Origin of the sequence: Actinospineispora acaciae DSM 45401 (assembly GCF_000620785.1) — a bacterium.
In the GTDB taxonomy this organism is placed as follows: Bacteria; Actinomycetota; Actinomycetes; order Mycobacteriales; family Pseudonocardiaceae; genus Pseudonocardia; species Pseudonocardia acaciae.
The window spans coordinates 1,003,137-1,030,131 of record NZ_JIAI01000002.1 but is presented as its reverse complement, the minus strand read 5'-3'; the positions used below and the strand labels follow the sequence as shown (position 1 = coordinate 1,030,131).

At 72.4% G+C, this 26,995-nt stretch carries 27 protein-coding genes; 11 read left to right on the top strand and 16 right to left on the bottom strand.

The window, feature by feature from the left end; all coding sequences use genetic code 11:
- Positions 1–6: 6 nt before the first annotated feature.
- The 7 genes from N912_RS51895 (at position 7) to N912_RS0114515 (ending at position 7,854) form a co-directional block, all read left to right on the top strand.
- Entirely contained in the window at positions 7–1,317 is a 1,311-nt protein-coding gene (locus N912_RS51895) for an MFS transporter (RefSeq protein WP_051580175.1), read from the top strand.
- Positions 1,314–2,891: an amidohydrolase gene (locus N912_RS0114540; protein ID WP_028923010.1), complete on the top strand. Its 1,578-nt coding sequence runs from the start codon at positions 1,314–1,316 to the stop codon at positions 2,889–2,891. The genes N912_RS51895 and N912_RS0114540 overlap by 4 nt, the downstream gene beginning before the upstream one ends.
- Positions 2,892–2,904: 13 nt before the next feature.
- On the top strand, positions 2,905–4,536 hold the full coding sequence (locus tag N912_RS0114535) for a phytoene desaturase family protein (protein WP_028923009.1): 1,632 nt from the start codon (positions 2,905–2,907) through the stop codon (positions 4,534–4,536).
- Between the two features lie 23 nt (positions 4,537–4,559).
- Complete coding sequence (locus N912_RS0114530) at positions 4,560–4,979, top strand: RidA family protein (RefSeq protein WP_084210871.1); 420 nt, start codon at positions 4,560–4,562, stop codon at positions 4,977–4,979.
- 2 nt (positions 4,980–4,981) lie between these two features.
- Complete coding sequence (locus N912_RS51890; RefSeq protein WP_051580174.1) at positions 4,982–6,568, top strand: FAD-dependent monooxygenase; 1,587 nt, start codon at positions 4,982–4,984, stop codon at positions 6,566–6,568.
- Positions 6,565–6,963 (top strand): RidA family protein, encoded by a 399-nt coding sequence (locus N912_RS0114520; RefSeq protein ID WP_028923007.1) that lies wholly within the window; start codon positions 6,565–6,567, stop codon positions 6,961–6,963. Before N912_RS51890 ends, N912_RS0114520 begins: the two co-directional genes overlap by 4 nt.
- A 105-nt stretch (positions 6,964–7,068) precedes the next feature.
- Positions 7,069–7,854 (top strand): crotonase/enoyl-CoA hydratase family protein, encoded by a 786-nt coding sequence (locus N912_RS0114515; protein WP_028923006.1) that lies wholly within the window; start codon positions 7,069–7,071, stop codon positions 7,852–7,854.
- 2 nt (positions 7,855–7,856) lie between these two features.
- Here the strand turns inward: N912_RS0114515 and N912_RS0114510 are convergent, their stop codons facing one another.
- From N912_RS0114510 to uvrC, 11 genes are all read right to left on the bottom strand, one after another.
- Positions 7,857–9,113: a TrpB-like pyridoxal phosphate-dependent enzyme gene (locus tag N912_RS0114510; RefSeq protein ID WP_028923005.1), complete on the bottom strand. Its 1,257-nt coding sequence runs from the start codon at positions 9,111–9,113 to the stop codon at positions 7,857–7,859.
- A 61-nt stretch (positions 9,114–9,174) separates the two neighbouring features.
- Positions 9,175–9,936, bottom strand: coding sequence for a class I SAM-dependent methyltransferase (locus tag N912_RS0114505; RefSeq protein WP_245645279.1), 762 nt, complete (start codon positions 9,934–9,936; stop codon positions 9,175–9,177).
- A gap of 51 nt (positions 9,937–9,987) precedes the next feature.
- On the bottom strand, positions 9,988–10,332 hold the full coding sequence (locus N912_RS0114500; RefSeq protein ID WP_064745251.1) for an RNA polymerase-binding protein RbpA: 345 nt from the start codon (positions 10,330–10,332) through the stop codon (positions 9,988–9,990).
- Between the two features lie 49 nt (positions 10,333–10,381).
- A complete protein-coding gene (gene secG / locus N912_RS0114495; protein ID WP_028923002.1) occupies positions 10,382–10,618 on the bottom strand; it encodes a preprotein translocase subunit SecG in 237 nt (78 codons plus the stop codon).
- An 87-nt stretch (positions 10,619–10,705) separates the two neighbouring features.
- Entirely contained in the window at positions 10,706–11,491 is a 786-nt protein-coding gene (tpiA, locus tag N912_RS0114490) for a triose-phosphate isomerase (protein WP_028923001.1), read from the bottom strand.
- Positions 11,488–12,663 (bottom strand): phosphoglycerate kinase, encoded by a 1,176-nt coding sequence (locus N912_RS0114485; RefSeq protein ID WP_028923000.1) that lies wholly within the window; start codon positions 12,661–12,663, stop codon positions 11,488–11,490. Before N912_RS0114485 ends, tpiA begins: the two co-directional genes overlap by 4 nt.
- Positions 12,660–13,670 carry a type I glyceraldehyde-3-phosphate dehydrogenase gene (gap, locus tag N912_RS0114480; protein WP_037064385.1) on the bottom strand — a complete coding sequence of 337 codons (1,011 nt, stop codon included), beginning with the start codon at positions 13,668–13,670 and terminating at the stop codon, positions 12,660–12,662. The genes N912_RS0114485 and gap overlap by 4 nt, the downstream gene beginning before the upstream one ends.
- Positions 13,671–13,773: 103 nt before the next feature.
- On the bottom strand, positions 13,774–14,757 hold the full coding sequence (gene whiA / locus N912_RS0114475) for a DNA-binding protein WhiA (RefSeq protein ID WP_028922998.1): 984 nt from the start codon (positions 14,755–14,757) through the stop codon (positions 13,774–13,776).
- A complete protein-coding gene (locus tag N912_RS51885) occupies positions 14,748–15,761 on the bottom strand; it encodes a gluconeogenesis factor YvcK family protein (protein ID WP_051580173.1) in 1,014 nt (337 codons plus the stop codon). Before N912_RS51885 ends, whiA begins: the two co-directional genes overlap by 10 nt.
- The gene (rapZ, locus tag N912_RS0114465) at positions 15,758–16,645 is read right to left on the bottom strand and encodes an RNase adapter RapZ (RefSeq protein WP_028922997.1); all 888 of its coding nucleotides are present in this window, start codon (positions 16,643–16,645) and stop codon (positions 15,758–15,760) included. Before rapZ ends, N912_RS51885 begins: the two co-directional genes overlap by 4 nt.
- Complete coding sequence (uvrC, locus tag N912_RS0114460; protein ID WP_028922996.1) at positions 16,642–18,597, bottom strand: excinuclease ABC subunit UvrC; 1,956 nt, start codon at positions 18,595–18,597, stop codon at positions 16,642–16,644. Before uvrC ends, rapZ begins: the two co-directional genes overlap by 4 nt.
- A 117-nt stretch (positions 18,598–18,714) precedes the next feature.
- On the opposite strand from uvrC, the gene N912_RS0114455 reads away from it, so the two are divergent.
- The gene (locus N912_RS0114455) at positions 18,715–19,467 is read left to right on the top strand and encodes a methyltransferase domain-containing protein (RefSeq protein ID WP_028922995.1); all 753 of its coding nucleotides are present in this window, start codon (positions 18,715–18,717) and stop codon (positions 19,465–19,467) included.
- Here N912_RS0114455 and N912_RS0114450 read toward each other — a convergent pair.
- A complete protein-coding gene (locus N912_RS0114450; protein WP_028922994.1) occupies positions 19,412–20,644 on the bottom strand; it encodes an FAD-dependent monooxygenase in 1,233 nt (410 codons plus the stop codon). The two genes, N912_RS0114455 and N912_RS0114450, sit on opposite strands and share 56 nt — an antisense overlap.
- A gap of 78 nt (positions 20,645–20,722) precedes the next feature.
- On the opposite strand from N912_RS0114450, the gene N912_RS0114445 reads away from it, so the two are divergent.
- Positions 20,723–21,262 carry a TetR/AcrR family transcriptional regulator gene (locus tag N912_RS0114445; protein ID WP_028922993.1) on the top strand — a complete coding sequence of 180 codons (540 nt, stop codon included), beginning with the start codon at positions 20,723–20,725 and terminating at the stop codon, positions 21,260–21,262.
- Here the strand turns inward: N912_RS0114445 and N912_RS51880 are convergent.
- The 4 genes from N912_RS51880 to N912_RS0114425 form a co-directional block, all read right to left on the bottom strand.
- Positions 21,259–21,951, bottom strand: a complete 693-nt coding sequence (locus tag N912_RS51880) for an HAD family hydrolase (RefSeq protein ID WP_051580171.1) — start codon at positions 21,949–21,951, stop codon at positions 21,259–21,261. The two genes, N912_RS0114445 and N912_RS51880, sit on opposite strands and share 4 nt — an antisense overlap.
- A 13-nt stretch (positions 21,952–21,964) precedes the next feature.
- A complete protein-coding gene (locus tag N912_RS51875; RefSeq protein ID WP_245645278.1) occupies positions 21,965–22,939 on the bottom strand; it encodes a beta/alpha barrel domain-containing protein in 975 nt (324 codons plus the stop codon).
- A gap of 117 nt (positions 22,940–23,056) precedes the next feature.
- A complete protein-coding gene (solA, locus tag N912_RS0114430; RefSeq protein ID WP_211261235.1) occupies positions 23,057–24,220 on the bottom strand; it encodes an N-methyl-L-tryptophan oxidase in 1,164 nt (387 codons plus the stop codon).
- The gene (locus N912_RS0114425; RefSeq protein WP_028922990.1) at positions 24,217–25,584 is read right to left on the bottom strand and encodes a sodium/glutamate symporter; all 1,368 of its coding nucleotides are present in this window, start codon (positions 25,582–25,584) and stop codon (positions 24,217–24,219) included. The genes solA and N912_RS0114425 overlap by 4 nt, the downstream gene beginning before the upstream one ends.
- Positions 25,585–25,805: 221 nt before the next feature.
- On the opposite strand from N912_RS0114425, the gene N912_RS0114420 reads away from it, so the two are divergent.
- Both N912_RS0114420 and N912_RS0114415 read left to right on the top strand, forming a co-directional pair.
- Positions 25,806–26,303 carry an RNA polymerase sigma factor gene (locus N912_RS0114420; RefSeq protein ID WP_084210940.1) on the top strand — a complete coding sequence of 166 codons (498 nt, stop codon included), beginning with the start codon at positions 25,806–25,808 and terminating at the stop codon, positions 26,301–26,303.
- Positions 26,300–26,977: a QcrA and Rieske domain-containing protein gene (locus N912_RS0114415; protein ID WP_028922988.1), complete on the top strand. Its 678-nt coding sequence runs from the start codon at positions 26,300–26,302 to the stop codon at positions 26,975–26,977. Before N912_RS0114420 ends, N912_RS0114415 begins: the two co-directional genes overlap by 4 nt.
- Positions 26,978–26,995 lie beyond the last annotated feature (18 nt).

The window sequence follows — 26,995 nt, the reverse complement described above, 5'->3', positions numbered from 1 at the left end:
TCGACCATGACGGATCAGGTTCTGGGCACGGGCGATCGGCGGCGGGTCCTCGCCGCGTGCTTCACCGGCACCACCATCGAGTGGTACGACTTCTTCCTCTACGGGTCCGCCGCGGCGCTGGTGTTCGCCCCTCGGTACTTCCCGGCATTGAGCCCGTTCGCGGGGACGCTCGCGGCGTTCGGGACGTTCGCCGTCGGGTTCGTCGCGCGTCCCCTGGGCGCCGTCGTGCTGGCGCACCTCGGGGACCGTTACGGGCGCAGGTCGGTGCTCGTCGCGTCGCTGATGATCATGGGCTCGGCGACGGTGGGGATCGGGTTGCTGCCGGAGTACTCGTCGATCGGCGTGCTCGCCCCGGTCGCCCTGGTGGCCCTGGTGGCCCTGCAGGGCATCGGCGTCGGGGGCGAGTGGGGTGGCGCGGCGATGATGGCCGTCGAGCATGCGCCGGGCGGGCGCCGCGGCGTGTACGGCGCGTTTCCGCAGATGGGAGTGCCGGCCGGGCTGATACTGGCGAACGCGGCGCTGCTCGCGGTCTCGGCCGGGCTGAGTGCCGGGGAGTTCGCGGCGTGGGGGTGGCGGGTTCCGTTCGTCGGCAGCGTCGTGCTGATCGGCGTCGGGATGTTCATCCGGCTCAGGGTCGCGGAGAGCCCGGTGTTCGTCGAGGCGGCCCGGGGCGGCGGGGCGGTTCGGTTTCCGGTCGGGACGGTGTTGCGGGAGCACGGCCGCGCGGTGTTGCTCGCGGGTGGGACGTTCGTGGCGGGCAACGCGCTCGGCTACCTGTACATGGTGTACGTGCTCTCGTACGGCTCCCGGGTCCTCGGGCTGGACCGGGTGGTGCTGCTGGCCGCGATCCTCGGCGGCGCCGCGCTGCAGTTGGTGCTGTTGCCGGTGTTCGGCGCGGTGTCGGACCGGGTCGGGCGGCGATCGGTGTACCTCGGCGGGACGGGTGCGTGCCTGCTGTGGTCGTTCGCGTTCTTCCCGCTGGTCGACAACCGGTCGACGGTCGCGGTGGTGGCCGCCGTGGTGGTGATGGCCGGGTTGCTCGCCGCGACCTTCGCCGCGCAGAGCGCGATGTTCGCCGAGCTGTTCCCGACCGCGCTGCGCTACAGCGGTTCGTCGCTGGCCTACCAGCTCGGGGCCGTGCTCGGCGGTGGTCTCGCGCCGGTCACCGCCACGGCGCTGCACGGGTCGGGCGGGAGTTCCGCCGGCGTGACCGCCTACATGGTCGGGCTCTGCGTGCTCAGCCTGGCGTGCGTGTGGGCGATCGCCGAGACCTCGGGGCACGGGCTCGACTCGGCGCGCCAGGAGGTCGTGCGATGAACGGCGACCTCCTGGTCACGGCGCCCATCATCACGATGGACCCCCGGATGCCCCTGGCGAGCGCGATGCTGGTGCGCGACGGGCGGATCGCCGCCATCGGAGACCGCGCCGCCGACTCGGGCCGGGGGGTTCGGCGCATCTCGCTGCCGGGCGCCACCGTGGTGCCGGGACTGATCGACAGCCACAACCACATGCTGTGGGTGGGCATGCAGGACCGGCTGCTGAGCCTGGCCGGCTGCCGGAGCATCGCGGAGATCCAGCGGCGCATCCGCGACCACGCGGACCGGCACCCGGACGGCTGGATCGTCTGCGGCGAGGGGTGGTTCGTCGAGGACCTGGCCGAGGGCCGGCATCCGACGAGTGACGAGCTCGACCGGGCCTGCCCGGACCGTCCGGTCTACCTGCCGAGGATCGCGCACGCGGCCGTCGCCAACTCCGCGGCGCTGGCCGTCGCCGGGATCGACGCCGACCATCCCGATGTCGCGGGCGGGCGGATCGTCCGCGAGCCGGGGACCGGGCGGCCCACCGGAGAGCTGCTGGAGGCTCCGGCGTTCGACCTGGTCGCCCGGCACGTGCCGGCGCCCTCGCGCGAGCAGCGGCTGGACGCGTTGCGCGCGGTCCAGGCTCGCTACCACGCGGTGGGGGTCACCGGCGTGGTGGATCCGTGCCTGAGCGCGGCGGACATGGCGCTGTACCGCGAGCTGCGGGACCGAGGCGAGCTGACGGTGCGGACGGTGATGATGCCGGTCGTCGGCGCGGACGGCTCGGCCGCTGATCTGGACGGGCGAACCGGTGACGGTGACCAGTGGCTGCGGCTGGGCGGGGTGAAGGTCTTCCTCGACGGCATCGCGTCGATGGGCACCGCGCTGGTGCGGGAGCCCTATCCGGACGGTGACGGCGGCCGAGGCACCCAGGTCATGTCCACCGACCGGCTCCGCGACGTCGCCACCGCGTGCGCCCGGGCCGGCCGGTCGCTGGGGGTGCACGCGGTGGGCGGCGGCGCCATCGACATCGCCCTCGACGTGTTCGACGAGGTCTCCGCCCGACACCCGATCGCCGACCTGCGGTTCAGCCTCATCCACGCCTACCTGTGGCCGTCCGAGCACAACATCCGCACCGCCGCCCGGCTCGGCGTGTGCGTCGCGGCCCAGCCCGCGATGCAGGCCTGGGTCGCGCCGAAGCTCGCGGCCCGCTGGGGTGTGGACGCGGCCGCCCGCGCGACACCGCTGCGCTCCTGGCTGGACGGCGGGGTGCGGGTCGGCGGCGGCTCGGACGCCCCGCTCACCCCGACCGACCCGCTGGCCGGCATGTGGCACGCGGTGACCCGTGACGTCGACAGCCACGGCGTGCTCGGCGCCGACCAGCGCCTGACCCCGGCCGAGGCGCTGCGGCTGTTCACCGAGGACGCCGCGTGGCTGAGCTTCGCCGAGCACGAGCGCGGGGTGCTCCAGGTCGGCAAGCGCGCGGACTGGACGGCGATCGACACCGACCCGATCACCGCGCCGGACCGGCTGCGCGATGCGCGGGTCCTGATGACCTGTGTGGGCGGCCGGATCGTCCACGACATCCTGTGAAGGAAGGTGCACGGTGGGTTATCTCGACGAGTACGACGGCATCATCCTGGGTGCCGGCCACAACGGCCTCATCACCCAGGCGTACCTCTCCCGCGCCGGGCTGAAGACGCTGTCCATCGAACGCGGCCAGCACGCCGGGGGCGGCCTGCAGACCCCCGAGGACAACTCGCTGCCCGGCTTCTACCACGGCACGCACGCCGTGTCGTTCAAGGGAATCTCCACCTCGGCCTGGTTCCGCGACCTGGAGCTCGACCGCTGGGGCGTGCGGTTCGTGCGGCCCGACCCGGCGATCGTCTCGATCCTGGACGACCACCGGGCGATCCGCTGGTACTCCGACCTGGACCGCACCGTCGAGTCCATCGCCGCGCTGTCCGAGCGGGACGCGCAGGCGTGGCGGGAGATCGCCACCACCTACCGCGAGCTGACCCGGGAGCTGCTCGGCCCCGAGCAGGCGTCCCCGCCGATACCCGACGGCGAGCGCGACCGGGTGCTGGCCCGAAGCGCCCTCGGGCGCCAGTACCTGGGGCTGCTGCCGCTGAGCCCGAAGTGGTTCATCGAGGAGCACTTCGAGCACCCGGCGGTCAAGGCGATGCTGCTCTACTACTGCATCATCCGCGAGGTCGACGTCAACGTCACCGGCCAGGGCGGGGTGATCCCCACCTTCCTGGCCACCGAGCTGCCCGGCGAGCTCACCGTCGGCGGGTCGTACTCCCTGACCAGGGCGCTCAAGCACGAGGTGTTCGACCACGGCGGGCACATCATGGAGCAGACGGTCCCCCGGCGGATCCTGGTCGAGAGCGGCAGGGCCGTCGGGGTGGAGCTCGCGGACGGCCGGCGGATCCGGGCGCGCTCGTTCGTCGCGAGCAGCCTGAACCCCCAGCAGACCTTCCTGGAGCTGCTCGAACCCGGCCGGGTCGGCGCCACCACCACCGGTGCCGCCGAGAAGTACACCTACCAGAGCGTCGGGCAGATCTTCGGGGTGAACGCCGCGCTGCGCGACGCCCCCGACTACCTGGCCGCCGAGCACAACCCGGACGTGAACGACGCCCGGCTCACCTTCCTCGGCCTGGACGACCCGGAGGACGTCTACCGGCTCTACGACAACGCCCGGACCGGGACGCTGTCCGAGCGGATCATGCTGATCGGCGGCTGCCCCACCGTGCACGACCCGAGCCAGGCGCCGCCCGGTCACCACGCGGCGTTCATGTGGCAGAAGGCGCCGTACGCGCTCGACGGCGACCCACTCAACTGGGACCGGCACAAGCCCAAGCAGCTGCAGGCCATCCTCGACTTCTGGCGGCGGTACGCGCCGAACGTCGGCGGCGAGAACATCCTCGGCAGCTTCGCGGGCAGCCCGCTGGACACCGAGCGGCGGTTCCCGAGCATGGCCCGCGGCGACCTGTTCCACGGCTGGAACGGCCCCGGCCAGCGCGGTGTGGACCGGCCGTTCCCCGGAGGCCGCCCCTACCGCGCGCCCGAACCGGAGCGGCTGTACCTGTGCGGCTCCAGCGTGCACCCCGGTGGCAACGTGACCGGGCTGCCCGGCTACCTCGCGGCCGCCGAGATCGCCCGTGACCTCGGCATTCGCACCTGGTGGCAGCCGAACGACCTGTGGTCGCAACTGCGTGCGCGCCCGACCGACTGAGTTACGCCGGAAAAGGAGACGTCATGACCGACACCCGCAGCCAGGAGATCAGCACACCGGCCCTGTCCGCCGAGGTCGCGCGGCGCTTCGCCTACTCCTACGGCGTCAGGACGGGGGACACCGTGCGCGTCTCCGGCATGGTGGCGCTGGACCACACCGGCGGCATCGTCGGAGAGAACGACGTGCGGGCACAGGCCGCCCAGGTGTTCGAGAACCTCCGGGCCGTCCTGCAAGCGGCCGGCGGCGGCCTCGACGACCTGGTCGAGACCACCACCTACCTCACCGACATGGCCGACGTGCTGGCCGTCAACGAGGTACGGGCCCGCTACCTCACCGGCCCGGTGAAGCCGACGAGCACCCTGGTCGGTGTCGCGGCGCTGGCCCGGCCACAGTTCCTGGTCGAGATCTCCGCGGTCGCCGTGCTGCCGGCCGACGCGCGGTGACGATGCGCACGATCGGCACGCCGGTCCTCATCGTGGGGCGCGGGCCGGTGGGGATGACCCTCGCGCTGCGCCTCGCGCGGTTCGGCGTGGCGAGCGTCCTGGTGGACCGGCTCGACTCCGAGATCCGGCTCAGCTCGAAGGCGGTGCTGATGCACGGCGAGTCCGCCGAGGTGCTGCACCGGGCCGGCGTCGGCGACGAGGTGCGCAGCAGGGGCATCGCCCTCACCGGCTCACGGACCTTCTACCGCAACCACGAGCTGGTCCATGACAGGTTCCCCGCCACCTCGCACGGCTACCCGATGGCGGTCAACTTCCCGCAGAGCGAGACCGAGCGCGCACTCCTCGCGCGGGTACGCGCCGAGCCGCTCATCGACCTGCACCTTCGGACCACCGTTCGGGACATCGCCGTCGACGACGCCGGCGTCACGGCGAACCTCGACACCGACGCGGGCGGCTTGCGGGTACGGGCCGAGTACGTGGCCGGCTGTGACGGCGCCCGCTCGACGGTCCGCAAGTGGCTGCCCGTCGAGTTCGTCGGGCACAGCCACGACGAGCACTACCTGATCGTCGACATCCGCGCCGACCTGGCGCTGCCGCCCGAGCGCCGGTTCTTCTTCGACCCGCCGACCAACCCGCGACGGACCATCCTGGTGCACCCGCAGCTGGACAACCTCTGGCACCTGGACTACCAGGTCGGCCCGGCGCCCGACATCGACGAGGAGGTGCGCACCGGCCGGCTCGACCGGCGGATCCGGGGCGTCATCGGGGCCGCCCGCTACGAGCTCGTGTGGTCCACCACATACGTGTTCAAACAGCTACTGGCCAGCAGGTTCTCCCACGGCCGGGTGTTCCTGGCCGGCGACGCGGCGCACCTGTACGCCCCGTACGGGGCGCGCGGACTGAACTCCGGGTTCGCCGACGCCGACAACCTGGCCTGGAAGCTGGCGTGGGTGCTGCTCGGGCGTGCCCCGCGCGAGCTGCTCGACACCTACGACCTGGAGCGCCGGGGCGCGGCCGTCGAGCACTTCGCGGCGACCAGCGCGTCGGCCCGGTTCATGGCCCCGACGACCCGGCGGGGCCGGCTCTACCGCGACCTCGTACTGGCCGCCGCCGCCAGGGTGCCCTGGGCCAAGCGGCTGGTCGACTCGGGCAGGTTCTACTCGCCGCCCGGCTATCCTCGATCGCCGATCGTGGACGCTTCCGGCGAGATCATGCCGGACATCCCCCTTCGACAGTTCCCCGACCAACGCCAGGTCCGGCTGCGCGACTTCGTCGGGGATGCCTTCCTGCTCGTGCACTTCGCGCCGGACGCCCATTCGGCGGCGTCGGTGTCCTCGGCGCTCGCCACGAGGGCCGGACTCGAAACCCTCACCATCGTGCCGCCCGGCGCGGTGTCGGGTGGTGTGCGCAACCTCGCGGAGGGCGAACCACCCCCTGGCATGGCCGGGCGGCTGCTGCTGGTCAGGCCGGACTGCCACATTGCTGTCAACCGGGACGCCGGATCGGCCGCCGAGGTGTGCTCGCGGGTCGGCCGCTGGCTCGACCTCGCACTCGGCCACCGCAAACAGGAAGGACTCAGCCAAGCATGATCGAGAAGCGGAACGGGGAACTGCACCCCACCTCGGGATACAGCCACGTCACCGTCGTCGACCCGGGTCGGCTGGTGTTCCTCGCCGGCCAGATGCCCATGGACGACTCCGGCCAGGGGGTCGTCGGCATCGGCGACCTGGACGCCCAGGTCGACCGCACGATCGAGAACTCCATCCGTGCGCTACGGCTCGCCGGAGCGCGCCCTGCCGATGTCGTGCGATCGGTGGTCTACGTCGTCGCCACCGACTACCAGGCACCGGCCCGCGCCTGGCACCGCTTCCACCGGTCCGAGATCGGAGCCGCGCTGACCGCCGCGAGCACCCTGGTCGGCGTCAGCACCCTGGGCTTCCCCGACCAACTGGTCGAGCTCGAGCTCACCGCCGCGATCGCCTGACCCACCCGGCACCGCCCGCATCACTGTTATCACCGCTGGGTGGATTGCGGCCGGACGCGCGGCACGTGGCGCGCGGGAAAAGCGGAACCGGATTAACGTGCCGGTATGAGCGAGCAGCCATCGGTGCGAGTGGAACGCAACGGGCCGGTGCACACGGTAATCCTTTACCGTCCGGAGGCACGCAACGCGGTGGACGGCCCCACCGCGCTCGCCCTCTCGCGCGCGTTCCGCGCGTTCGACGACGACCCCGAGGCCTCGGTGGCGGTGCTCTACGGCGAGGGCGGCACGTTCTGCGCCGGGGCCGACCTGAAGGCGGTCGGCACCGACCAGGGCAACCGCACCGAGGCGTCCCCGGACGCGGACGGGCCGATGGGTCCGACCCGGATGGTGCTGTCCAAGCCGGTGATCGCGGCGGTCAGTGGGTACGCGGTTGCCGGCGGGCTCGAGCTGGCGCTGTGGTGTGACCTGCGGGTTGTCGAGCGGGACGCGGTGTTCGGGGTGTTCTGCCGGCGCTGGGGGGTGCCGCTGATCGACGGCGGGACCGTGCGGCTGCCCCGGCTGATCGGCACCAGCAGGGCCATGGACATCATCCTGACCGGGCGCGAGGTGCCGGCCGAGGAGGCGTTCCAGATCGGGCTGGCGAACCGGCTGGTGCCCACCGGCACCGCCCGCGCGGAGGCCGAGAAGCTCGCCGCCGAGCTGGCCACGCTGCCCCAGACCTGCCTGCGCCAGGACCGGCTGTCGGTGCTCCAACAGCACGGCCTGACCGAGCGGGAGGCGCTGGCCTCCGAGTTCGCGCACGGCGAGATCTCGCTGGCCGCCGACGCCGCCGAGGGCGCCGCCGCGTTCGCCGCCGGCGCCGGCCGGCACGGAGCGGCCAGAGTGGTCTGAAATCACACCGAGTCGGGCAGGTTGCCGTCCATGTAGTCGTCGTAGGCGGACAGGTCCAGCAGCCCGTGCCCGCTGTAGTTGAACAGGATGACCTTCTCCTCGCCGGTCTCCTTGGCCGCGAGCGCCTCGTCGATGGCCGCGCGGATCGCGTGACCGGCCTCCGGCGCCGGCAGCTTGCCCTCCAACCGGGCGAACCGCATGGCCGCCTCGAACACCTTGCCCTGCGGGTAGGCCACCGCCTCCATCCGCCCGTCGCGGACCAGCGCGGACACGATCGAGGAGTCGCCGTGGTAGCGCAGGCCACCGGCGTGGATGGGCGGGGGCACGAAGTCGTGGCCGAGGGTGTACATCGGCAGCAGCGGGGTGAGCCCGACGGTGTCGCCGTAGTCGTACTCGAACCGCCCCTGGGTCAGGGTCGGGCACGACGTCGGCTCCACCGCGACCAGCCGCACGCCCGAGTCCGGCACGAACGGGAAGGCGATCCCGCCCAGGTTGGAGCCGCCGCCGCAGGACGCGATCACCACGTCCGGGGCGCGCTCGCCGGCCAGCGCCAGCTGCTCCTTCGCCTCCAGCCCGATCACCGTCTGGTGCAGCAGCACGTGGTTGAGCACCGAGCCGAGCGAGTAGTGGGTGTCCTCCCGCCCGGCCGCGTCGCGCACCGCGTCCGAGATCGCCGCACCCAGCGAACCGGGATGCTCCGGGTCGTCCACCGGCGACGGGACGACCGAGCCGCCCCAGGTCTGCATGATCACCCGGCGGTACGGTTTCTGCTGGTACGACGCCCGCACCATGTACACCTGCAGATCAAGGCCGAACTGCGCGCAGGCGAAGGACAGCGCGGTCCCCCACTGGCCGGCGCCGGTCTCGGTGGTCAGCCGGGTGATGCCCTCGGCCTTGTTGTAGTACGCCTGCGCCACGGCGGTGTTCGGCTTGTGGCTGCCGGCCGGGGACACCGACTCGTCCTTGAAGTAGATCCGCGCCGGCGTGCCCAGCTCGCGCTCCAGCCGCACCGCCCGCACCAGCGGCGTGGGCCGCCACAGCCGCAGGATGTCGAGCACCTCGCCGGGGATGTCGATCCACGGCTCGGTGCTGACCTCCTGCCCGATCAGCGCCATCGGGAACAGCGGGGCCAGGTCGTCGGGCCCGAGCGGCTCCCGGGTGGCCGGGTGCAGCGGCGGCCCCAACGGCGTCGACAGGTGCGGCGCGACGTTGAACCAGGCGGAGGGGATCCGCTCCGGCGGAAGCGTCCAGCGGCTCATCCGCGGAGGCTACGGCCACCGACCCGTGAGTGGCTAGGGTCGCTATGGCGGCCCTAGCCACTCACGGGTTCGCGAGGCGGACCACCACCTGCTCGTTGTCCAGCGTGTACGCCTCGTAGCGGAACTCTGTGCCGGTCCTCGTCACGTACTCACGCCACGCCCGGTGCTCGTGCTCGGCCCAGCCGGGGTAGTTGAGGTACTCGTCGAACACGATCACCGCGCCGGGCAGCAGCCGGGGCCCGACCAGGTCGAGCACCGTGCGCGTCGAGGAGTACAGGTCGCAGTCGACGTGCAGGAACCCGACCGGCCCCGGGTGCGTCTCCAGGAACCCGGGCAGGGTGTCCGCGAACAGGCCCACCACCATCTCGGCGCCGGGCACCTCTGGTGGCTCGGGCGCGTGGAAGGCGCCCTCCGGAAAGCCCGGCCGCCAGTGCTCGGGCAGCCCGGCGAACGAGTCGAACCCGAACACCTTCCCGCCCTCGCGCGCCGCCGCGATGACCTTCAGCGTGGAGCCGGTGTATACGCCGAACTCCAGGGCCATGCCGTCCGCCGGGGCCAGCGAGAGGCCGTGCTCCAGCGTGGCCGTCGGGTTCGGGAAGGGGCGCGCGGTGGGCATCTCGACGCGCACGAACGCGGCGCTCTCCCCGACCGCTACCCGTTCCTCGGCGGCGAACAGGTCGCGACGGTCCCGGATCTCCACGCCCCGGGCGAACTCGATCATCCGATCGGTCTCGGCCCGCAGGTCCGCCCGGAGCGTGTCGAACTCCCGGCGCAGCTCCTCGCGCTGATCCGCGTGGTGCCGCTCGACGACCTCTTCGACCACCCTCGCGAACTTGGCCCGCAGGGCGTGCCGGATGTCCAGCCTACGGATTGGTCAGACCTCTTCGCGGTGCTTGCGCAGCCTGCTCAGCGCTTCCTCCAGGATCGCCGCGCCGTCCGCGTCGCTTCGCCGTTCCTTGACGTACGCGAGGTGCGTCTTGTACGGCTCGTTGCGCGGCGGCGCCGGCGGCGCCTCGTGGTCCGGACCAGCGGGAAGCCCACAGCGGGGGCAGTCCCAACTCTCCGGCTGCTCCGCGTCACACGCGAAGGACGGACTTGTCTTGTGTCCGTTGGCGCACCAGTAGGTGACCTTTATCCTCGGTGCGGTCTCGCCCCGCTCCGACTCACCCATCGGTCCCGCGCCGACCCGGGTACCCCGGATCGCGTTTCCACCGGCCATGCGAACCTCTGCCTGTCGTCCTCGAGCCCGGCCGCCCGCGCGGGGAGCATCAGCTGCCGAGCTTCACCAACAAACCAGTTCCGACGATCGCGACCAGCCAGATCGCCCCGACGAACAGCGTAATCCGGTCCAGGTTCTTCTCCGCCCGCGCGGACCCGGAGAGGCTGGACTGCATTCCACCGCCGAACAGAGAGGAAAGACCGCCACCGCGCCCCCGGTGCAGGAGGATCAGGAGTACCAGCAGGACACTGGAAATGATCAACACGATCTGCAGGGCGAGCTTCATGCCATCCTCATCCGACGGATAGATCACGCGTACCGATCCCGTGTCCGGGGTCTCGGGACGCAGGCCACCAGAGTACCGGTCTGCCGATCAGGGCAGTGGGCCACCCGCGGCTATCGCGCACAGCTTGGCGAACTCGTCGGCGTCCAGGCTGGCGCCGCCGACCAATGCGCCGTCCACGTCCGGCTCGGCGACCAGCTCGCCGATGTTGCCCGACTTCACCGAGCCGCCGTAGAGCACCCGCACCGCCGCCGCGGTGGGCTCGCCGTGGCGGGAGCGCACCCGCTCGCGCAGCGCGCCACAGACCTCCTGGGCGTCCGCCGGGGTGGCCACCCGGCCGGTGCCGATCGCCCAGATCGGCTCGTAGGCGATCACCAGCCCGGCGACCTGCTCGGCGGTCACCCTGCCCAGCGCGGCGTCGAGCTGCTTGACGCAGTGCTCCACGTGCTGGCCCTCCTCGCGCACCGCCAGGCCCTCGCCGACGCACAGGATCGGGGTGATGCCGTTGCGCAGCGCCGCCCGCACCTTGGCGTTGACCAGCGCGTCGTCCTCGCCGTGGTGCTCGCGGCGCTCGGAGTGCCCGACCACCACGTAGGTACAGCCCAGCTTCGCCAGCATCGGGCCGGAGACGTCGCCGGTGAACGCGCCGGAGTCCTTGGGCGCGATGTCCTGCGCGCCGTGCACCATCAGCAGCTCGTCACCGTCGATCATGGTCTGGATGCTGCGGATGTGCGTGAACGGCGGCAGGACCGCCATCTCGATCTTCGTGTAGTACTTCTCCGGCAGCGCGAAGGCGAGCTTCTGCACCAGGGCGATGCCCTCGAGGTGGTTGAGGTTCATCTTCCAGTTGCCGGCGATCAGCGGCTTACGTGTCACCCTTGCTCCAATGCCAACAGGCCGGGCAGCGTCTTGCCCTCCAGGTACTCCAGCGACGCGCCGCCGCCCGTCGAGATGTGCGAGAAACCGGCCTCGTCCAGGCCGAGCGCGCGCACGGCGGCCGCCGAGTCGCCGCCGCCGACCACGCTGTAGGCGCCACCGTCGATGATCGCCTGGGCCACGCCCCGGGTGCCGTCCGCGAACGGGGCCATCTCGAACACGCCCATCGGGCCGTTCCAGAACACCGTCTTGGCGCCGGCCAGCCGGTCGGCGAACGCGGCCACCGAGGCGGGCCCGATGTCCAGCCCCAGCCAGCCGTCCGGGATCTCGTCGGCGGGGACGGTCCGGGTGTTCGCGTCGGCGGCGAACGCGTCGGCGACCACAACGTCGACCGGGAGCACGATCTTCCCCGAGTCCAGCAGGCGCCGGCAGTTGTCCACCTGGTCGGTCTCCAGCAGCGACTTGCCCACGCCGTGGCCCTGGGCGGCCAGGAACGTGAAGCACATGCCGCCGCCGACCAGCAGCGCGTCCACCTTGGGCAGCAGCGCCTCGATCACGGCGAGCTTGTCGGACACCTTGGAGCCGCCGAGCACCACCAGGTACGGGCGCTGCGGGCTCTCGGTGAGCCGGCGCAGGACGTCGACCTCGGCGCGCACCAGGCCGCCGGTGTAGGCCGGCAGCCTGGTGGCGATGTCGTACACCGAGGCCTGCTTGCGGTGCACCACGCCGAACCCGTCGGAGACGAACGCGCCGTTGGTGCCGGTGAGCGCGGCCAGCTCGTCGGCCAGCGCGCCGCGCTCGGCGTCGTCCTTGGACGTCTCGCGCGGGTCGAAGCGGATGTTCTCCAGCAGCGCGACCTCGCCGTCGGCCAGCTCGGGCGGGCCGTCGGCCAGTCCGACCAGCCGTACCGGCTGACCCACGAGCTCGCCCAGGCGGGCGGCCACCGGGGCCAGCGAGTACTTCGGGTCCGGACCGCCCTTGGGACGGCCGAGGTGCGCGGCGACGATCACCCTGGCGCCGGCGCGGGCCAGCGCGGAGAGGGTGGGCAGCGAGGCGCGGATCCGGCCGTCGTCGGTGATCCGGGCACCGTCCAGCGGCACGTTCAGGTCGGAGCGGACCAGCACCGTCCGGCCGGCGACACCCTCGGCGAGCAGGTCGTCCAGCGTCCTCACAGCTTGGATGCCACCAGGGAGGCGATGTCCACCAGCCGGTTCGAGTAGCCCCACTCGTTGTCGTACCAGCCGACGATCTTCACCTGGTCGCCGATGACCTTGGTCAGGCCGGCGTCGAGGATGCAGGACGCCGGGTCGGTGACGATGTCGGCGGAGACGATCGGGTCCTCGGTGTAGCTCAGCACGCCGCGCAGCGGGCCCTCGGCGGCCGCCTTCATCGCGGCGTTGACCTCTTCGACGGAGGTCTCCCGCCCGACGGTGGCGGTCAGGTCGGTGCAGCTGCCGGTGGGGATCGGCACCCGCAGCGAGTAGCCGTCCAGCTTGCCCTTCAGGTGCGGCAGCACCAGGCCGATTGCCTTGGCGGCGCCGGTCGAGGTGGGCACGATGTTGATCGCGGCCGCGCGCGCCCTGCGCAGGTCCCGGTGCGGGCCGTCCTGCAGGTTCTGGTCCTGGGTGTAGGCGTGGATGGTGGTCATCAGGCCCTTCTCGATGCCCACCAGGTCGTCGAGCACCTTGGCCATCGGGGCCAGGCAGTTCGTGGTGCAGGAGGCGTTGGAGACGATCGTCTGGCTGCCGTCGTAGGCGCCGTCGTTCACGCCCTTGACGATCGTGATGTCCTCGCCGCTTGCCGGCGCGGAGATGACCACCTTCTTGGCGCCGGCGTCCAGGTGCTTGGACGCGGCCTCCCGCTTGGTGAACAGCCCGGTGGACTCCAGCACGACGTCGACGCCCAGGTCCTTCCAGGGCAGCTCGGCGGGGTCGCGGATGGCCAGGCCCTTGAAGCCCTTGCCGTCGACGATGATCTCCTCGTCGGTGGAGGTCACCTCGTGCGGCAGCCGGCCCAGGATGGAGTCGTACTTGAGCAGGTGCGCGAGCGTGGCATTGTCGGTGATGTCGTTGACGGCGACGATCTCGATGTCGGTCTGACCCGCTCGGTTCTGCTCGTTCACCGAGCGCCAGAAGTTCCGCCCGATACGGCCGAAGCCGTTCACGCCTACCCGGACCACGGGGTGCCCTCCCTGATCGATTCCGAATTCGCCGGTCAGCCTACCGTCGCGCCCATACCCGTGAGTGGTTAGCGTTGCTATGACAACGCTAACCACTCACGGGTTACGTGTCGGCCAGCATCTCAGCGGTGACGGCGGACTCGGTGTCGGGGACGCCCAGGTCGGCGGCGCGCTTGTCGGCCATGTGCAGGAGGCGGCGGATCCGGCCGGCGACCGCGTCCTTGGTCATCGGCGGGTCGGAGAGCTGGCCCAGCTCCTCCAGCGAGGCCTGGGTGTGCTCCAGGCGCAGCTTGCCGGCGGCGAGCAGGTGGTCGGGGATGTCGTCGGCGAGCAGGTCCAGCGCGCGGCGGACGCGCGCGGACGCGGCCACGGCGGCGCGCGCGGAGCGGCGCAGGTTGGCGTCGTCGAAGTTGGCCAGCCGGTTCGCGGTGGCCCGCACCTCGCGGCGCATCCGGCGCTCCTCCCAGGCCAGCACCGAGGAGTGCGCGCCCAGCCTGGTGAGCAGCGCGCCGATCGCGTCGCCGTCGCGCACCACCACCCGGTCCGCGCCGCGCACCTCGCGGGCCTTGGCCGTCACGCCCAGCCGCCGGGCCGCGCCGACCAGCGCCAGCGCCGCCTCCGGGCCGGGGCAGGTGACCTCCAGCGCGGAGCTGCGGCCGGGCTCGGTGAGCGAGCCGTGGGCCAGGAACGCGCCGCGCCAGGCCGCCTCGGCGTCGCACAGCCCGCCGGACACCACCTGCGGCGGCAGCCCGCGCACCGGCCGCCCGCGCAGGTCCAGCAGCCCGGTCTGGCGGGCCAGCCCGGCGCCGTCCTTGACCACCCGCACCACGTACCGGGCGCCCCGGCGCAGCCCGCCGGAGCTGATCACCTGCACCTCGGAGGTGTGCCCGTACAGGTCGTGCACCTCGCGGCGCAGCCGGCGGGCCACCGAGCCGGTGTCCACCTCGGCCTCGATCACCACCTTGCCGCCCACGATGTGCAGCCCGCCGGCGAACCGCAGCAGGGAGGACAGCTCGGACCGACGACAGCACGGCTTGGTCACCGACAGCCGGCTGAGTTCGTCCTTCACCGACGATGTCATCGCCACCTCGTCTTCTCCTCTCGGCCGGACCGCGACCGCGCTTCCTTGTCCCGCTCCCCCCGGTCCAGCTCCGCGAGCACGGACCGCACCGCGTCGGCGAGGGCCGCCGGGTTGTGCCTCGGCGAACCGTCCGGTTCGCCGATCGGGGCCAACACCGCCTTCGCACCCAGTGCGGCCGCCGAGTGTTGCAGCCGCTCCGCGACCGGCACCGCGTGGGTGTCCGCCAGCACCGCGTCAATCCGCAGCTCAGGGGCGTGCTCGCAGAGAACGTCCAGGTGTTGCTCGGGTGAGAAGCCCGCGGTTTCCCCCGGTTGGGGGGCAAGGTTGAGCACCACGACCCGCCGGGCGGGGGTGTCCAGCAGCGCCCGGCGCAGCTCCGGCACCAGCAGGTGCGGCAGCACGCTGGTGAACCAGGAGCCGGGTCCGAGCAGCACCAGCTCGGCGGCGCGCACCGCCTCCACCGCCTGCGGGCAGGCCCTCGGCCGGGCCGGGTGCAGCCATACCCGGCGGACCCGGCCGGGGGTGCTGGCCACCGCCACCTGTCCCCTGATCCGGCTGACCGTGTCCGGGTCCTGGCCGAGGCCGGTCACCTCGGCCTCGATGATCAGCGGCTCGGCGCTCATCGGGAGCACCCGGCCGCGCACGCCGAGCAGCGTGCACGCCTCGTCCAGGGCGGCCACCGGGTCGCCGAGCACCTCGATCAGGCCGGCCAGCAGCAGGTTGCCCACGGCGTGGCCGGCCAGCGCGCCGGTGCCGCCGAAGCGGTGCTGGAACAGCTGGCCCCAGCGGGCGCCGGACGGGCCGCCGTCGGCCAGCGCGGCCAGCGCCATCCGCAGGTCGCCGGGCGGCAGCACGCCCAGCTCGCCGCGCAGCCGCCCGGACGAGCCGCCGTCGTCGGCGACGGTGACCACGGCGGTCACCGCGTCGGTGAACAGCCGCAGCGCGCTGAGCGTGGCGAAGAGCCCGTGCCCTCCCCCCAGCGCGACCGCTTTCGGGGCGAGGGTGCTCACTCGCGTCCCAGGTCGCGGTGGGCCACGCTGACCGTCACGCCGTCCTCCCCGTGCAGCCGCCTGGCCAGCTCCTCGGCGATGGCCACGCTGCGGTGCTTGCCGCCGGTGCAGCCGACCGCGACCGTGAGGTAGCGCTTGCCCTCACGCCGGTAACCGCCGTTCACCAGGTGCAACAGCTCGTGGTAGCGGTCCAGGAACTCCTCGGCGCCCTCCTGGGAGAGCACGTAGTCGCGGACCGCCTCGTCCTTGCCGGTGAAGTCGCGCAGCTCCGGGATCCAGTGCGGGTTCGGCAGGAACCGCATGTCGATGACCAGGTCGGAGTCCATCGGCAGCCCGTACTTGTAGCCGAAGGACAGCAGGGTGACCTTGGTGTCCGCGGACGCCTCGGTGCCGAACGAGCGCTCGATGGCGGCCCGCAGCTGGTGCACCGACAGCGCGCTGGTGTCCAGCACCAGGTCGGCGGCGGCGCGCAGCGGGCCGAGCAGCTCGCGCTCGGCGGCGATGCCGTCGGCCAGCCGGCCGGCGCCCTGTAACGGGTGGCCCCGCCGGACGTGCTCGAACCGCCCGATCAGCACCTGGTCGCTGGCCTCCAGGTAGAGCAGCCGGGGCTTGTAGCCCCGCGCGTCCAGATCCTTGATCACCGAGGACAGGTCGTCGGTGAACGCGCGGCTGCGCACGTCCATGACCACCGCGATCCGGGTGATCTCGCCTCGTGCCCTGGACCCGAGCTCCACCATGGTGGAGATCAGCTCCGGCGGCAGGTTGTCCACCACGAACCAGCCCAGGTCCTCCAGGACCTTGGCCGCCGTGCTCCGCCCCGCCCCGGACAGGCCGCTGACCAGCGCGACCTCGATACCGGAGGCGCTGGGCCCCGTGCTGTTCACGTCTTCTCCCCCGAGGTGTCGGATGGCTGGTCACCGCGCAGCGCGGCGACCACGGCGGCCGCCGTGCGGGGCCCCATCCCCGGCACGGCGGCGATCTCGTCGGCATCGGCCGCCTTGAGCTTGCGCAGCGAGCCGAAGTGCCTGAGCAGCGCGGTGCGGCGGGCCTGTCCGAGCCCGGGCACCGCGTCCAGCGCGGACTCGGTCATCCGCTTGGAACGTTTCTGCCGGTGGTAGGTGATGGCGAACCGGTGCGCCTCGTCCCGGATCCGCTGCAGCAGGTACAGCCCCTCGCTGGTGCGCGGCAGGATCACCGGGTCCGGGTCGGCCGGCAGCCAGACCTCCTCCAGCCGCTTGGCCAGCCCGCACACCGCCACGTCCGTGACGCCGAGGTCGGCCAGCACGTCCGACGCGGCCTCCACCTGCGGCGCGCCGCCGTCCACGACCAGCAGGTTCGGCGGGTAGGCGAACTTGCGGGGGCGGCCGGTCTCCGGGTCGATGCCGGGGTTCGGGCCCTCGGGCTGGTCGGACTCCGCCAGGTAGCGGCGGAAGCGGCGGCGCACGACCTCGGCGATGGACGCGACGTCCCCGCCCTCGGCCCCGCCCTTGATCTCGAAGCGGCGGTACTCGGACTTGCGGACCAGGCCGTCCTCGAACACCACCAGCGAGGCCACCACGTCGCTGCCCTGCACGTGGCTGACGTCCACGCACTCGATGCGCAGCGGCGCGGAGTCCAGCCCGAGCGCCTCCTGGATCTCGGTGAGCGCGGCGGAGCGGGCGGTGAGGTCGCCGGCCCTGCGCAGCTTGTGCTGGGTCAGGGCCTCGGCGGCGTTGCGGGCCACGGTGTCCGCGAGCGCCCGCTTGTCGCCCCGGACCGGCACCCGCAGCCGCACCCGGCTGCCGCGCAGCCCGCACAGCCACTCGGCGATCGTGTCGGAGTCGGTGGGCAGCTCGGGGACCAGGATCTCCTTCGGCACCGGCGCCTCGGACGAGTCCACCCCGGAGTCGAGCAGCGCGGCCTGCTCGCCGTAGAACTGGCTCAGGAACTGGGCCACCAGGTCGGCGGTGCCCATCTCCTCGGCCTTCTCGATCACCCAGCCGCGCTGCCCGCGCACCCGGCCGCCGCGCACGTGGAAGACCTGGACGGCGGCCTCCAGCTCGTCGTCCGCGAACGCCACCACATCCGCGTCCGTGCCGTCCCCGAGCACCACGGCCTGGCGCTCCATGGCGCGGCGCAGCGCGCCGATGTCGTCGCGCAGCCGGGCCGCCCGCTCGAACTCCAGCTCCTCGGAGGCGGCGGCCATCTTCCGCTCCAGCTCCCGGATCATCCGGTCGGTGCGCCCGCCCAGGAAGTCGCAGAAGTCGTTGACGATGTCGCGGTGCTCGTCCGCGTCGACCCGGCCGACGCACGGCGCGGAGCACTTGTCGATGTAGCCCAGCAGGCACGGGCGGCCGATCTGCCCGTGCCGTCGAAAGACCCCGTTCGAGCAGGTCCGCGCCGGGAACACGCGCAGCAGCAGGTCCAGCGTCTCGCGGATCGCCCAGGCGTGCGCGTACGGCCCGAAGTAGCGCACCCCCTTGCGCCGGGGTCCCCGGTAGACGTGCAGCCTCGGGTACTCGTCGGGCAGGGTCACCGCCAGCACCGGGTAGGTCTTGTCGTCGCGGTACCTGACGTTGAACCGGGGGTCGAACTCCTTGATCCAGTTGTACTCCAGCTGGAGCGCCTCGACCTCGGTGCTGACCACCGTCCACTGCACGTGCGCGGCGGTGGTGACCATCTGCCGGGTGCGCGGGTGCAGGTTGACCAGGTCGGCGAAGTACGAGTTGAGCCGGCTGCGCAGGCTCTTCGCCTTGCCGACGTAGATCACCCGGCCGTGTTGGTCGGAGAAGCGGTACACCCCCGGGGCCTCCGGGATGGTGCCGGCGGCCGGACGATATGTGGACGGATCGGCCATGGTCCCTCCAGCCTAGAAGACCGGCCAAGCACCTTCGCCGGCACCGCTACGGCGTGTCGCCCCCGGCGTGTCGCGCCGAGCGGAAACCGTGTTGCCCGCGTCTGCTTGCATCGAAGGATGGAGGGCTACGACGCGAGCACCTACGGCGACCTGATCGCCGACGTCTACGACCGGTGGCACCCTCGGGGCGAGGGCACCGAGACGATAGCGGCGCTGTTGGCCGAGCTTGCCGGCGGCGCCGGCGGCGGCCGGGCGCTGGAGCTGGCCATCGGAACCGGGCGGATCGCACTGCCGCTGGCCGAACGCGGCGTCGAGGTGCACGGCATCGACGCCTCCGAGGCCATGGTCGCCGAGCTGCGCACCAAGCCGGGCGGCGGCCGCATCCCGGTCGCACTCGGGGACTTCGCGGATGTGGCCGTCGAGGGACGGTTCCGGCTGGTGTACGTCGTGTTCAACACGTTCTTCGCGCTGCTCACCCAGGCCGAGCAGGTGCGCTGCTTCCGCAACGTCGCCGAGCGTCTCACCGACGACGGCGTGTTCGTGATCGAGGCGTTCGTGCCGGATCCGAAACGGTTCGAGCGACAGCAGTCGGTGAACACCAACCGCGTCACGGTGGACGAGGTGCTCCTGGACGTCAGCAGGCACGACCCGGTCGCCCAGCGCATCGACAGCCAGCACATGCTGATGCGCGCCGAGGGCATCCGGCTGCTGCCGGTCTCGCTGCGCTACGCGTGGCCGTCCGAGCTGGACCTGATGGCACAGCTCGCCGGCCTGCGGCTGCGCGAGCGGTGGGCCGGGTGGCGCCGCGAGCCGTTCACCGCCGCGTCGGGCGCTCACGTCTCGGTGTACGGGCGCCCAGGTAGTCCTTGACGGCCATCGAGTCGTAGAGGCGCACGCCTCGCTGGTTGAGTCTGGCCAGTGACCTGGTGAGGGCGGTCGGGAGCGCGGACACCAGCCGCGCGCCCGAGGCGAGCGCCCAGGCGCCGAGCGGGGTGCGCGGGATGAGCGTGCGGGCGGAGCCGAGCGCGAACGCCCGCGCTCCACGCACCGGCCCGGCCATCGCGCGCTCGTAGGCGGCGAACGCGCGCCCTGCGTCGCCGCCGGCCTCGGCCAGCTCGCCGGCCAGCGTGTAGGCGCCCACCACGGCCAGGCTGGTGCTGCCGCCGACGGCCGGCCCCGGGCAGTAGCCCGCGTCCCCCACCAGCGTCACCCGCCCGCGCGACCAGGTGTCCGCGCGGAGCTGGGTGATCGAGTCGAAGTAGAACGCCGGGGTGGCGTCCAGCTCGTCCAGCCAGCCGTCCACGTCGCCGTGCATGCCGGCGAACGCCTCGCGCAGCAGCCGTTTCTGCCTCGGGACGTCCCGGTGGTGGCAGTCCAGCTCGCGCTCGGCGCGGAACAGGAACACCGCCCGCGCGTCGGTCATGTGCTCGGCCGCGTACACCCCGGCCATCCGCCCGGCGCCCAGGTGCCCGACGTACTCGCCGACCACGGCGCGCTCGCGCGGCACCGACAGCACCGCCAGGTACGCCCCGATGAAGACCCCGGCCTCCGGCCCGAACACCAGCCGGCGCACGCCCGAGTGCAGCCCGTCCGCGCCGACCACCACGTCGAACCGGCGCGGCGGACCGTGCTCGAAAACCACAGTGCCCTCCTCGGCGTCGATCGCCGTCAGATGGTCGCCGAACACGTACTCCACGTCGTCGCGGGTCGCGTCGTAGTAGATCTCGCTCAGGTCGTCGCGCATGATCTCGACGTGCCGGTCCGAGGCCGCCCGGTACACCTTCCCGAGGTCCACCGCGAACGGCTTCCGGGCGCCCTCGCGGTGCACGGTCATCCGGTCCACGCGGGTGGCCATCTCCTCGACGCGAGCCAGCACGCCCATCCGCTCGGAGATGTCCATCGCGGGCCGGAACAGGTCCACCGCGTGCCCGCCCGTCTTGCGCAGCGCCGGTGATCGCTCGACGACGGTGACGGTGAACCCGTGCCTGGTCAGCCAGTAGGCCAGCACGGGCCCGGCGATGCTCGCGCCGGAGATGAGGACTCGCATCCGTCCGCCTCCTTACTTACCGGAAGGTAAGCATAGCGCGTACACTGACCTACCGTTAAGTCAGATATCCTGGCCGCCATGCCTCGCCCCTCGGACACCAAGCGGCGCATCCAGGACGCCGCGGGCGAGCTGTTCGCCGAGCAGGGCGTGCAGAAGACCAGCCTGCGCGACATCGCGGACCGGCTGGGGATCACCAAGCCCGCGCTGTACTACCACTTCTCCTCGCGCGAGGAGCTGGTGCGCAGCATCGTGCAGCCGGTGCTCGACGAGGCCGAGGAGTTCCTGAGTGCGCAGGAGGCACTCGGCGGCGCCGTGGAGCCGCGCGCGCTGTTGGAGACCTGCTTCGACTTCTACTACCGGCACCGCAGGCTGCTGCTGCTCATGCTCAGCGAGCTGACCACGCTGGCCGAGCTGGGCATGGTCGAGCTGGTGGTGGACTGGCGCACCCGGTTGACCGTGCTGCTGGTCGGCCCCGAGCCCACGCTGGAGCAGGCCACCAGGGCGGTGACCGCGCTGGGCGGGCTGCAGGACTGCACCATCCAGTTCCGGGACGCACCGCGCGAGGAGCTGCGGCGGGCCTCGGTGGACGCGGCGTGCGCCGCGCTCGGGCTCGACTAGGCCGGCTGGGCGAGCAGGCGTTCGACCACGACGTCCAAAGTCTCGGCGACCACGTGCGGCGCGTCGAACACGTCGGACATGCCGCCCTCCTGGCGGGTCGCGAACCCCGCGAGCAGGCCGGCGCGCACGGCGCCGTGCACGTCCCACGGGTGCACGGAGACCAGCGCGGTGCGGGCGGCCTCGCTGCCGACCCTTTTGCAGGCCCAGTGGTACACCGTCGCCGGGGGTTTGAACGAGCCGATCTCCTCGGCGGAGAGCACGCCGCGCAGGTAGCTGCGCAGCTGGGCGCGGTCCAGCGCCTGGCGGACCACGTCGGCGGAGCCGTGGGTGAACGCGTACGCGGGCACCCGCGCCCTGGCCAGGGTGATCAGCGCGGGCTCCACGTCGGGGTGCGGCGGCAGCTCGGACAGGCCGGCGAGCACGTGCTGCACCGCCTCCTCGCTGAGCCGCCGGCCAGTGGTGCCGATCAGCGCGGACCGGGCGACCTCGGTGAACGGCGGCGAGCCGCCGGCCAGGGTGAGTGCCATGCCGTCCCGCAGGGTGCGGGCGAAGAACAGCTCGAGCTCCCGCTCGGGCCGCCCGACGTCGACGAACCTCGGACGCAGCGCGGACAGCCGCAGCAGCGTCTCGAACACGTCGAGCAGCACGACTTTCGGACGCCGTGCCCGGGTCCGTTCGGGCGCAGTCATCGGCCGCACCGCCTCATCGAATCTGAGATTCCGAAGGGACGGGTGAGCGTAACGCCACGCTACTGAACGGTTGCTCCGGGTTGTGCTCCATCACCCGGAGCAGTCGGCGCACCCGGGTGGCGTAGAGCGGGGCGAGGGCGTAGCCGGGGTAGGAACGCAGCCAGGTCGCGCTGCCCAGGCTGACCGCGTCGGCACCGGCCCAGAAGTACTCCCGGCAGTCGTCGGCGGTGCGGATGCCGCCGGTGGCGATGATCGGCAGCGTGACGCCGGCGTCGCGCAGCTCGGCGACCACCCGCAGGCCGATCGGCTTGATCGCCCGGCCGGACAGGCCTCCGTAGCGGTTGGACAGCAGCGGCTCGCCGGTGCGCGGGTTCAGCCGCAGCGCCTTCACGGTGTTGATGGCGGTCAGCGCACTGACGCCGGCGGCGGCCGCGCGGCGGGCGTTGTCCAGGTAGTCCACGTCCGGCGACAGCTTGAGGATCACCGGGTGGTTGCTGCGCGGCACCGCGTCGGCGAGCACCGCGTCCAGGATCGCGGAGAAGTCGAAGTTGACGTTGTGGCAGGACACGTTGAACTCGACGGCGGCGATGTCCCCTGCCGGCACCGCCTTGTTCACCGCGTCGACCAGGTTGACGAACTCCTCGGCGGAGAACCCACCGAGGGAGATGATGGTGCGCTGGTCGCGGGTGCGCGGGTAGTAGTCGCGCAGGTAGGCCTCGATGCCGATGTTGCACCAGCCGAAGGCGTTGACCCAGCCGGAGCTGGTCGGTCGCAGCACCCGCGCGTACCTGCGTAACAGGTCGGGCACCTCGGCGGGTGACCAGTCCACCCGGTTGGTGAAGTGCCCGTCGCGGGGCTCCACCGTGAGGGTGCGGGTGGTGACCGCGCCGAACCTGTGCAGCGGGACGAACCGGGAGATCGGACTCATCCCGTACGGCACCAGCGCCGCGTCCGACACCCCGTAGCCGAGCAGGCTCGACGATGTCACCAAACGATTTCGTAGCTCGATGTCGCCGAGCCGTACCTGCCCCACGCTGACTCCCCTCGCCAACCGTTCATTGTCCACCATCGGGGAGGTCCCGCCGGTCGAGCGCGGCCGGTGCGGTCAGCCCGAGACCAACAGGCGCTTCGGGTCGAACCGGTCGATGGGCAGCGACGGCCTCCCTTCGATGATCAGCTCGGCCATGATCTTGCCGAACGCGGGCGAGAGCTTGAAGCCATGTCCAGAGAACCCGCCGAGCAACCACACTCCTGGCTGACCCGGGAGCGGCCCGACCAGGGCATGACGGTCCGAGGTGTACCCGTCCATGTGCACCGACACCCGGATCGGGTCGGGTCGCACGCCGGGCAGCAGCTCGGCCACCGCGTCGCGCAGCACGCCCAGCTCCTCGGGCCGCACGTCGCGGACGAACCGGTCGGGATCGTCGACGTCGCCGAACTGGTCGCCGAACCCGGCCTTCACCGAGACCCCGTCCATGATCGGCATGCCGAACAGGTGCGTGCCGTCGGTGTCCCTGATGAAGGACGGGAACGCCCCGACGGCGAACTCCTCCGGCCGGTGCGGCGCGAACCAGCTCAGCACCAGCCGCCTCGCGGTGACCGCCGTGTCCAGCCCCGGCAGCCAACGGCCCAGCCACGGCCCGGTGGCCAGCACTGCGTGGCGCACCCGGTACTCCCGGCCGCCGGCGCGGACCAGGACCCGGTCGTCGCCGGTGGGGAGCACCTCGTCGACCACCGTGTCGGTGTGCAGCCGGGCGCCCAGTTCGACGGCCCGCTCGGCCGCGGCGAGCACGGCGAACTCCGGGCGCACCGCACCGCCTTCGAGGTCGAGCAGGCCCACCTCGTCCGGGCGGAGCCGGTGCTGCGGGTAGCGGCGGCGCAGGGTCGGCGCGTCCAGGTACTCGTGCGGCAGGTCGTTGGCCTCGATCGACTCGCGCACGTTGCGCATCGGCTCGCTGTCCGGGTCGCCGATGGACAGGCAGCCGGTCCGGGTGAACAGCTGGATGCCCGACCGCCGCTCCAGCTCGCCCCACAACCGGCGGGCCTGCCGCAGCAGCGGCACGTACTCCGGGCTCTCGTGGTAGGCCATCCGGAACAGCCGGGTCTCCCCGCCCACCGCCGAGCGGTCGTGGCCCAGGCCGAACCGTTCGAAGCCGATCGCCGGCACCCCGGCCTCGGCCAGCGCCCACAGCGCCATCGAGCCCATGGTGCCGACGCCGACGACCGCTACCTCGGCATCCAACCCAGCGTCCAGCCCGTCCGCCGTCACGACGCTTCCCGTGCGGTCTCGCGCGCGGACGGTGTTCGTGCCCTGGTTCTGGCGAGCACCGCCACCAGCGCCAGCCCGGCCAGCCCGATCGCCGTCCAGCCGCCGACCACCACCCAGGTCAGGCCCACCCCGATGAGCAGCGGCACGAACGTCACGCTGGCGATCTCGACGGGCGCCCACAGCACGTAGCCGGCGCCGTACTCCTCCACGGTGCCGCCGCGCAGCTTGGGGTCGATCATCCGCAGCAGCGCCATCGAGGCGAACAGCGCGGCGGTGGCCCAGCCCCAGGTGAACAGCGCCCGCTCCACCCAACCCTGGCCGAGCGCCCACGGCCCGACCACCCGGAACATCACCAGGCAGAACACCAGACCGAACGCCATCAGCACCGCCAGCGGCGCCACGTAGCCGCGCAGGTACGCCGGCACGATGGACGCGATGCCGGTCACCACCAGGACGTCGGTGGCCGTGCCGGACACGCTGCGCATGCTGCGGGTGCACACGTACCGCCAGCACGCCGTGCGCCCCAGTACCGCCCGCACCAGCGCGCTGATCAGGAACGCCACCGCGAACACCGGCACCGACAGGCTCGGCCAGGCCAGCGCGACCAGCTTGGTCACCCCGTAGCCGGCGGCGGACACCGCCGCGACGATGCCGAGCTGGACCATGAGCGACTCGACGGAGCTGCTGGACACGGTGGCCTGCCCGATCGGCTCGCGCTCCTCCTCGGCGTCGATCAGGCCGGTGCGCATCGAGGCGGGCAGGTCGGCGAACCGGGGCAGGCCGCTGATCCGGCCGGTCGAGGCGCCCCAGTAGCTCAGCGCGATCCCGCCGACGGTGCCCACCAGCGTGCCGACGGTGGCCGAGGTGAAGCCCAGCGAGGTCGCCTCCGCCCAGCCCTGGCCGGCGAACGTCGTACCCATCGCCGCCGCCGTGCCGAACCCGCCGGCCCACCCCGCCGCCAGCATCACGCCGAACCCGGCCGGCAGGTCCCAGAACTGGCCGAGGACCAGCAGCGCGAACAGCAGCCCCAGCCCGAACTGCAGGGTGTACGACGCCACCGAGTAGCCGAGGAACCTGCCCACCGCCCGTCCGAACCCGCCCGAGGCGCGCACCGAGGACTGCAGCGGCAGCGCCGCGAACACCACCACGATCAGCACCGACGGGTACACCGCGAGCTGGTCGGAGAACGGCAGCACGCGCAGCACGTTCGGCCCCAGGACCAGCCCCAACGCCCCACCGACCACGCTGGCCGGCAACAGCAGCCGCTGCGCGACGCCGAGCTTGGCCCGCACGAGCATGCCCACCAGCAGCAGCCCGCCCAGCAGGCCGACGTCGGTCAGCAGCGTCCACGCGGTGAACTTCACGGGCACCCCCCTCGTCTTCGTTGGCGAGGTCTCGATTCCATATGGAAGTGCCGCCCTCGGCAACCGGAGGGGTGTAACCCGCCTCCCTATTCGTTGAAGTGGGCAGCGCATTCGTGGGTGGGTGGGTGGACGGCGTGCGTCGTAGGGATCATGGACGTTCGAGCCGGTCGAAACGGCCATCCGAACCCGAGGCCGAGCCGGAGGGGCCGGCGTTGCGGCTGGTGGACGGCGGGTTCTACCCGGACTGGGAGTCGATCTACCGCGACAACGTGGAGCGGATCTACCACCTGATGTTCTCCAAGGTCGGCAACCGGCCGGACGCGGAGGACCTCACGGCCGAGGTGTTCACCGCCGCGCTGCGCCCGCTACGGGTCACCGCCAGCGTCGGCGAGGTCCGGGCCTACCTGTCGGCGACCGCGCGCACCGTGCTCGCCCACCACTGGCGGCGCACCCTGGGCCGCGAGATCACCGCGATCACCGACGCCGAGCTGCCGCCGCGGCCTGTCGAGCAGGCCACCCAGCTCACCGAGGCGCGGGTCGACCGGGTGCTGACCGAGCTGCCCGACCAGTACCGCCAGGTGCTGCGGCTGCGCTTCCTGGAGGGCTACTCGGTGCGCGACACCGCCGCCGCGCTCGGGGTGAGTGTGGCGAATGCGAAGGTGTTACAACACCGCGCGCTGCGACGCGCCGCGATGGCGATGGAAGAGGTGGACCGGTGACCGGGCGGAACGTGCGCCGATACGTGGCCGACCTGCTGCGGGGGCGGCGGCCGCGCGCGTTTCGGCCCGACGACGACGAGGCGGCGGACCTGCGCGCGGCGATCGCGCTGCGGGCCGCCCGCCCCGGCGCCGGCACCCCCCGCGAGGAGTTCGTCAACGACCTGCACCGGCGGCTGGCCGGCGAGCTGGGCGAACCCGCCGCGCGGCCGGTGGACCGGACCAGGCGGCGGATCGTGCAGACCACCTCGATCGCCGCGGCGGCGGCCGCCATCGGGGCGGCGGCCGACCACATGATCGGCCAGGCCGCCCAGGAGGCGCCGGACACCACCTCGCCGACGCTGGTCCCGAACTCCGGCCGGTGGCACCCCGTCGCGGCCAGCGCCGAGCTGGCCGAGGGCGCCGTGCGCGGCTTCGAGCTGGGCAGCATCACCGGGTTCGTCACCCGCGTCGGCGGCCAGGCGCGGGCGGTGTCGGGCGCGTGCACCCACCTGGGCTGCAAGCTCGCGTTCAACACCCAGGCCCGCCGGCTGGACTGCCCCTGCCACACCACCTCGTTCGCGCTGGACGGCCAACTGCTGCGCCACCAGCTGCCGCAACCGCCGCGCCCGCTGCCGCATTTCGAGGTCCGCGAGGCCGACGGGATGGTGCAGGTCTTCGCCCCGCCCAGCGCCTGAGGGCGGGTGTAACCCCGT